The 4,646-nt window shown below is 75.1% G+C and carries 6 protein-coding genes; all 6 read left to right on the top strand.

The features are described from left to right. The coding region (locus AA75_RS40145; protein ID WP_051814240.1) for an acyl carrier protein at positions 1–432 on the top strand (432 nt) is incomplete at its 5' end. A 94-nt stretch (positions 433–526) separates the two neighbouring features. Further along, entirely contained in the window at positions 527–766 is a 240-nt protein-coding gene (locus AA75_RS40140; RefSeq protein ID WP_033825422.1) for a phosphopantetheine-binding protein, read from the top strand. Next, the gene (locus AA75_RS40135) at positions 763–2,124 is read left to right on the top strand and encodes a beta-ketoacyl synthase N-terminal-like domain-containing protein (RefSeq protein ID WP_199520533.1); all 1,362 of its coding nucleotides are present in this window, start codon (positions 763–765) and stop codon (positions 2,122–2,124) included. Before AA75_RS40140 ends, AA75_RS40135 begins: the two co-directional genes overlap by 4 nt. A gap of 13 nt (positions 2,125–2,137) precedes the next feature. Next, positions 2,138–3,391, top strand: a complete 1,254-nt coding sequence (locus tag AA75_RS40130; RefSeq protein ID WP_033825421.1) for a hydroxymethylglutaryl-CoA synthase family protein — start codon at positions 2,138–2,140, stop codon at positions 3,389–3,391. Continuing rightward, entirely contained in the window at positions 3,388–4,179 is a 792-nt protein-coding gene (locus AA75_RS40125; RefSeq protein WP_051814238.1) for an enoyl-CoA hydratase-related protein, read from the top strand. Before AA75_RS40130 ends, AA75_RS40125 begins: the two co-directional genes overlap by 4 nt. Continuing rightward, the coding region (locus AA75_RS40120; protein WP_199520532.1) for an enoyl-CoA hydratase-related protein at positions 4,176–4,646 on the top strand (471 nt) is incomplete at its 3' end. The genes AA75_RS40125 and AA75_RS40120, both read left to right, overlap by 4 nt.

Raw genomic sequence — 4,646 nt, 5'->3', positions numbered from 1 at the left:
GCCGCCACCACGGTCACGGCCGCGCCGGCGCCCGCCCCGGCCCCTGCCCCGCAGACGGCGCGCGGCGCGGCCGACCCCGCCGTGATCGCCGCCGCCCTGCGCGAGGAACTGGCCCGCACGCTGTACTGCGAGCCCGCCGACCTCGACGACGAGGCGAGCTTCAACACGCTCGGCCTGGACTCGATCCTCGGCGTGGAGTTCGTCGCCTTCGTCAACCAGGCGTACGGCCTGGACGAGAAGGCGGGCGTGCTCTACGACCACCCCAGCCTCGGCGCCCTGAGCCGCCATGTCGCCGCGCTGACCGGTGCGGTGGCCGTCGCCCCGGCACCCGCCGCCCCCTCGGCCGCCGACCTGGACGCGCTCCTCAGCGCCGTCCGCGACAACCGGCTGACCATCGAGCAGGTACTGACCCTGCTGCCCCGCCCGAGCTGACCCGGGCCCGGCACCGCACCCGATCCGCACCCCGTCCCACCGCACCAAGTCCCACCGCAACCCCGTCCCACCGCACCCGAAGAGGAACCAGACCATGACCACCGACGAGATATTCGCCGTCGTCCGCCGCAACCTCCTGGAGGTGCTCCCCGAGCTGACCGAGTCCCAGATCACGCTCGACCACAGCATGCGTGACCTCGGGGCCAACTCCATCGACCGGATGGACGTGGTCATCGCCACCCAGGACGACCTCGGCGTCCGGGTCCCCGCCGAGACGCTGACCCGTGCCAACGACCTGCGCTCGCTGGTCGCGGTCCTGAGCGAGCACGTGTGAGCGCGGGCGTGCCGGACCGGCCGGTCCCCGCGGTGGCCGTCACCGCGGCCGCCGTCCTCGGGCCGCTCGGCGACCGCCTGGCGGACTTCACCGCGGCCCTGCTGGCGGGGCGCAGCGCGGTGACCCTCCCCGCCGGGGCCGACCCGTCCGGCACGCCCGATGGCATGGTGCTGCCCGTCGCGGCCCTCGGGCCGTTCGGCGTCGCCGAGTGGGCCGAACGGCACCTCCCGGACGACCCGGAGCGGGCCGCCCTGCTGCGCCGGGTCGCGGGCCGGGCCGCGCTGCCCGCCCGTACCGCGGCCTGCGTGGCGCTGCGCGCGCTGGCGGACGCCGGGCTGGCGCCGCCCGGCCGGGCCGTCGAGCCCGCCGTGGCCGGGGACACCGCCCTGCTGGTCGCCGGCAGCAACCTGGCCCTGGCGCACCAGGCGGACACCGTGCTCGGCCACCAACGTGCGCCGGGCCGGCTGCGGGCCTCGTACGCCCTGACCCACCTCGATGTCGACGTGGTCGGTGCCGTGAGCGAGGTGACCGGGGTCCGGTCGGAGGGCTGGGCGGTGGGCGGGGCGTCCGCCAGCGGCTCGATCGCGCTGCTGCAGGGCGCCCGGATGGTCGCCGCCGGCTGGGCCGAGCGGGTCCTGGTGGTCGCGCCGGTGGCGGAACTGTCCCCGGTGGAGGCGGAGGCGTTCCGGCGCACGGGTGCCATGGCGTACGAGGCACTGCGCGCGGAGCCGGCCCGGATGTGCCGGCCGTTCGACCGGGACCGGCAGGGTTTCGTCCGGGGCGAGGGCGCGGCGGCCGTCGTGCTGGAACGGCCGGCGGCGGCGCGGGCCCGCGGCGCGGAGATCCTGGCGGAGGTCGCCGGGTACGGGCAGCGGCTGGACGCCCGACGCGGCACCGAGCCGGATTCCGGTGGCCAGGTGGCCGCGATGCGGGCGGCGCTGGCGTCGGCCGGACTGGCGGCGGACCAGGTCGACTACGTCAACGCCCACGGCACCGGTTCGGTGCTCGGCGACCGGACCGAGGCCGACTCGCTGCTGGAGGTCTTCGGCGCCCGCCCGTCCCTGCGGATCAACTCCACCAAGCCGCTCACCGGTCACTGCCTGAGCGCCGCCGGGCTGGTCGAGGCGGTCGCCGTCATCGCCCAGCTGCGGGCCGGCGCCTGCCACCCCAATCCCAACCTCGCCCGGCCGCTCGACCCCCGGCTGCCGCTGGTCGGCACCCGCGCCGAACGCCACCCGCTGCGCACCGCGCTCACCAACAGCTTCGCCTTCGGCGGCATCAACGCCTCCGTCGTGCTGCGGCTGCCCGAGGCGGCCGGCCCGGCCGCCGTACCCAGCCCTGACCCTGTCCTTTCCTGAGGGAGAACACCCCATGAAGCCGGTCGGCATCGAAGCCGTCAACGCCTACTGCGGAGAGACGTACGTCGACGTCCCCACCCTGTTCGCCGCCCGCGGGCTGGACGACAGCCGGATCGACAACCTGATGATGGCCCGCAAGAGCGTGGCCCTGCACTGCGAGGACGCCGTCTCCTTCGCCGTCAACGCGGCCAAGCCGATCGTGGACGCGCTCAGCGAGGAGGAGCGCGGCCGGATCGAGCTGCTGATCGTCGGCACCGAGTCCGGCGTCGACTTCGGCAAGTCCCTCGCGACCTACGTCCACGACCACCTCGGCCTGCCGCGTTCCTGCCGCCTGTTCGAGACCAAGCAGGCCTGCTACAGCGGTACGGCGGCGGTCCAGATGGCCGCGGCCGTGGTGGCCGCCAGCCCGTTCGACGGCGCCAAGGCCCTGGTCATCAGCAGCGACGTGGCGCGACCCGTCCCGCACACCTACGTGGAGCCCAGCCAGGGCGCCGGGGCGGTCGCCATGCTGATCGGCGACCGGCCGGTGGTGGCGGCCTTCGACCGGGGAGCCAACGGCTTCCACAGCTACGAGGTGATGGACACCTGCCGCCCGGACCCGGAGGCCGAGGCGGGCGACGTCGACCTCTCGCTGCTCACCTACATCGACTGCCTCAAGGGCTCGTTCACCGACTACGCCCGCAAGGTCGAGGGCGCCGACCTGGTGGACAGCTTCGACCTGCTGGCGATGCACACGCCGTTCCCCGGCATGGTCAAGGGCGCCCACCGGGCCGTCCTGCGCAAGCTCAAGCGGATGTCGCCGCAGGCCATCGAGGACGACTTCACCGCCCGGCTGTCCGCCGCGGTGGAGTACCCGCGCCAGGTCGGCAACATCTACGCCGGCACCGTCTTCCTCGCGCTGGCCAGCACCATCGACAACGCCGTCATCGACCGGGAGCGCCGGGTCGGCATCTTCTCCTACGGCTCCGGCTGCAGCTCCGAGTTCTACAGCGCCGTGGTGACCCCGCAGTCGCAGCGCGCGGTGCGCTCCATGGGCATCCGCGAGGCCCTGGACGCCCGGTACTCGCTGTCCGTCCCCGAGTACGACGAGCTGCTCACCGCGACCGCGGAACTCAAGTTCGGCGCCCGGGACTTCACCTTCGACCTGGACCGCTTCCCGCAGATCACCAAAGCCCGGTTCGGCGGCGGCGACAGCCGGCCCCGGCTGGTGCTGGAAGCCGTCCGCGACTACCACCGCGAGTACGTCTGGCTGGGGGCCGACCGATGAGCGGCCGGGACACGGCCGTCCGGGTCACCCGCGGCCGGGGGATGCTGCGGGCGGTGCTCGACCGCCCGGAGCGCCGCAACCCCATCGACGACGCCCTGCTCGACGGCCTGGCCGCGGCCCTCGACCGGGCCGAGGCCGACCCCGACTGCCGGGTGTTCGTCCTGTCGGCGGTCGGCGAGGACTTCTGCGCGGGCACCGACCTGTCCGGCACCGACCTGTCCGGCGGCGGCCCGTCCGGAGCCGGTGCCGCGGCCGAACCGCTGCCGGACGGCGCCGAACTGCCGTACTGGACGCTGCTGGACCGGCTGACCCGCAGCCAACTGGTGACCGTCGCGGCCGTGGACGGCCGGGCCACCGCCGGCGGGGTCGGCCTGGCCGCGGCCTGCGACCTGGTGGTGGCCGGCGACCGCGCCCGGTTCCGGCTCACCGAGGTGCTGGCCGGACTGGTGCCCGCGATGGCGCTGCCGTTCGTCGCCCGCCGCCTCGGCGAGCAGCGGGCGTTCGCGGCGACCCTGTGCGCCGAGGAGTTCGACGCGGCCGCCGCGCACCGCGCCGGACTCGCCGACCTATCCGGCCCCGACGCCGAGTCGGCGCTGCGGCCGCTGCTCGCCCGGCTCGGCCGGACCGACCGGGCCACCGCCGCCGCGCTCAAGGACTACCGGGCCCGGCTGTTCCCGCGCGACCCGGGCCTGGGCCACGAGGCCTCGCAGCTGCTGATCGAACGGTTCGCGGCCCCGGGCGCCCGGCGGCTGCTGGACCGGCTGCGCACGGCGGGAGCCGCCGCATGAGCGCCGCACCGGCCCCTTCGCGGGGCACCACGGCCGGTCCCGAGGTGGTCTCGCTGTCCTGGCAGGGCCCGATCGCCGTGGTACGGATGGCCGACCGCGAGGGACGCAACACCTTCGGGCCGGATTTCAGCCGGGGCCTGGTGGACGCCGTCGGGCGGGCGGTGGCCGAGGAACGGACCCGGGTGGTGCTGGTCGAGGGCATGCCGGAGCTGTTCTGCGCCGGCGGCTCGCAACGGGAACTGGTCCACTTCGCCCGGGGCGAGGGCAGCTTCGACACCGACGACTTCTTCCGGGTACTGGCCCGCTGCCCGCTCCCGGTGGTGGCCTCGGTCCAGGGCCACGCCATCGGCGGCGGACTGGTCCTGGCGCTCTACGCGGACCTGGCCGTGTTCAGCGAACGCTCGGTCTACGCCGGGAACTTCATGCGCTACGGCTTCACCCCCGGCATGGGCGCCACCCACCTGCTG

This window comes from Kitasatospora sp. MBT63 (assembly GCF_000710465.2).
Lineage (GTDB): Bacteria > Actinomycetota > Actinomycetes > Streptomycetales > Streptomycetaceae > Kitasatospora.
Note: the sequence above shows the minus strand (reverse complement) of the source record. Positions and strands in the feature narration are given on the sequence as shown.

Coding starts and splice junctions, on each gene's coding strand:
- AA75_RS40140 (WP_033825422.1), top strand. CDS start 527: ATGACCACCGACGAGATATTCGCCGTCGTCCGCCGCAACCTCCTGGAG.
- AA75_RS40130 (WP_033825421.1), top strand. CDS start 2,138: ATGAAGCCGGTCGGCATCGAAGCCGTCAACGCCTACTGCGGAGAGACG.
- AA75_RS40125 (WP_051814238.1), top strand. CDS start 3,388: ATGAGCGGCCGGGACACGGCCGTCCGGGTCACCCGCGGCCGGGGGATG.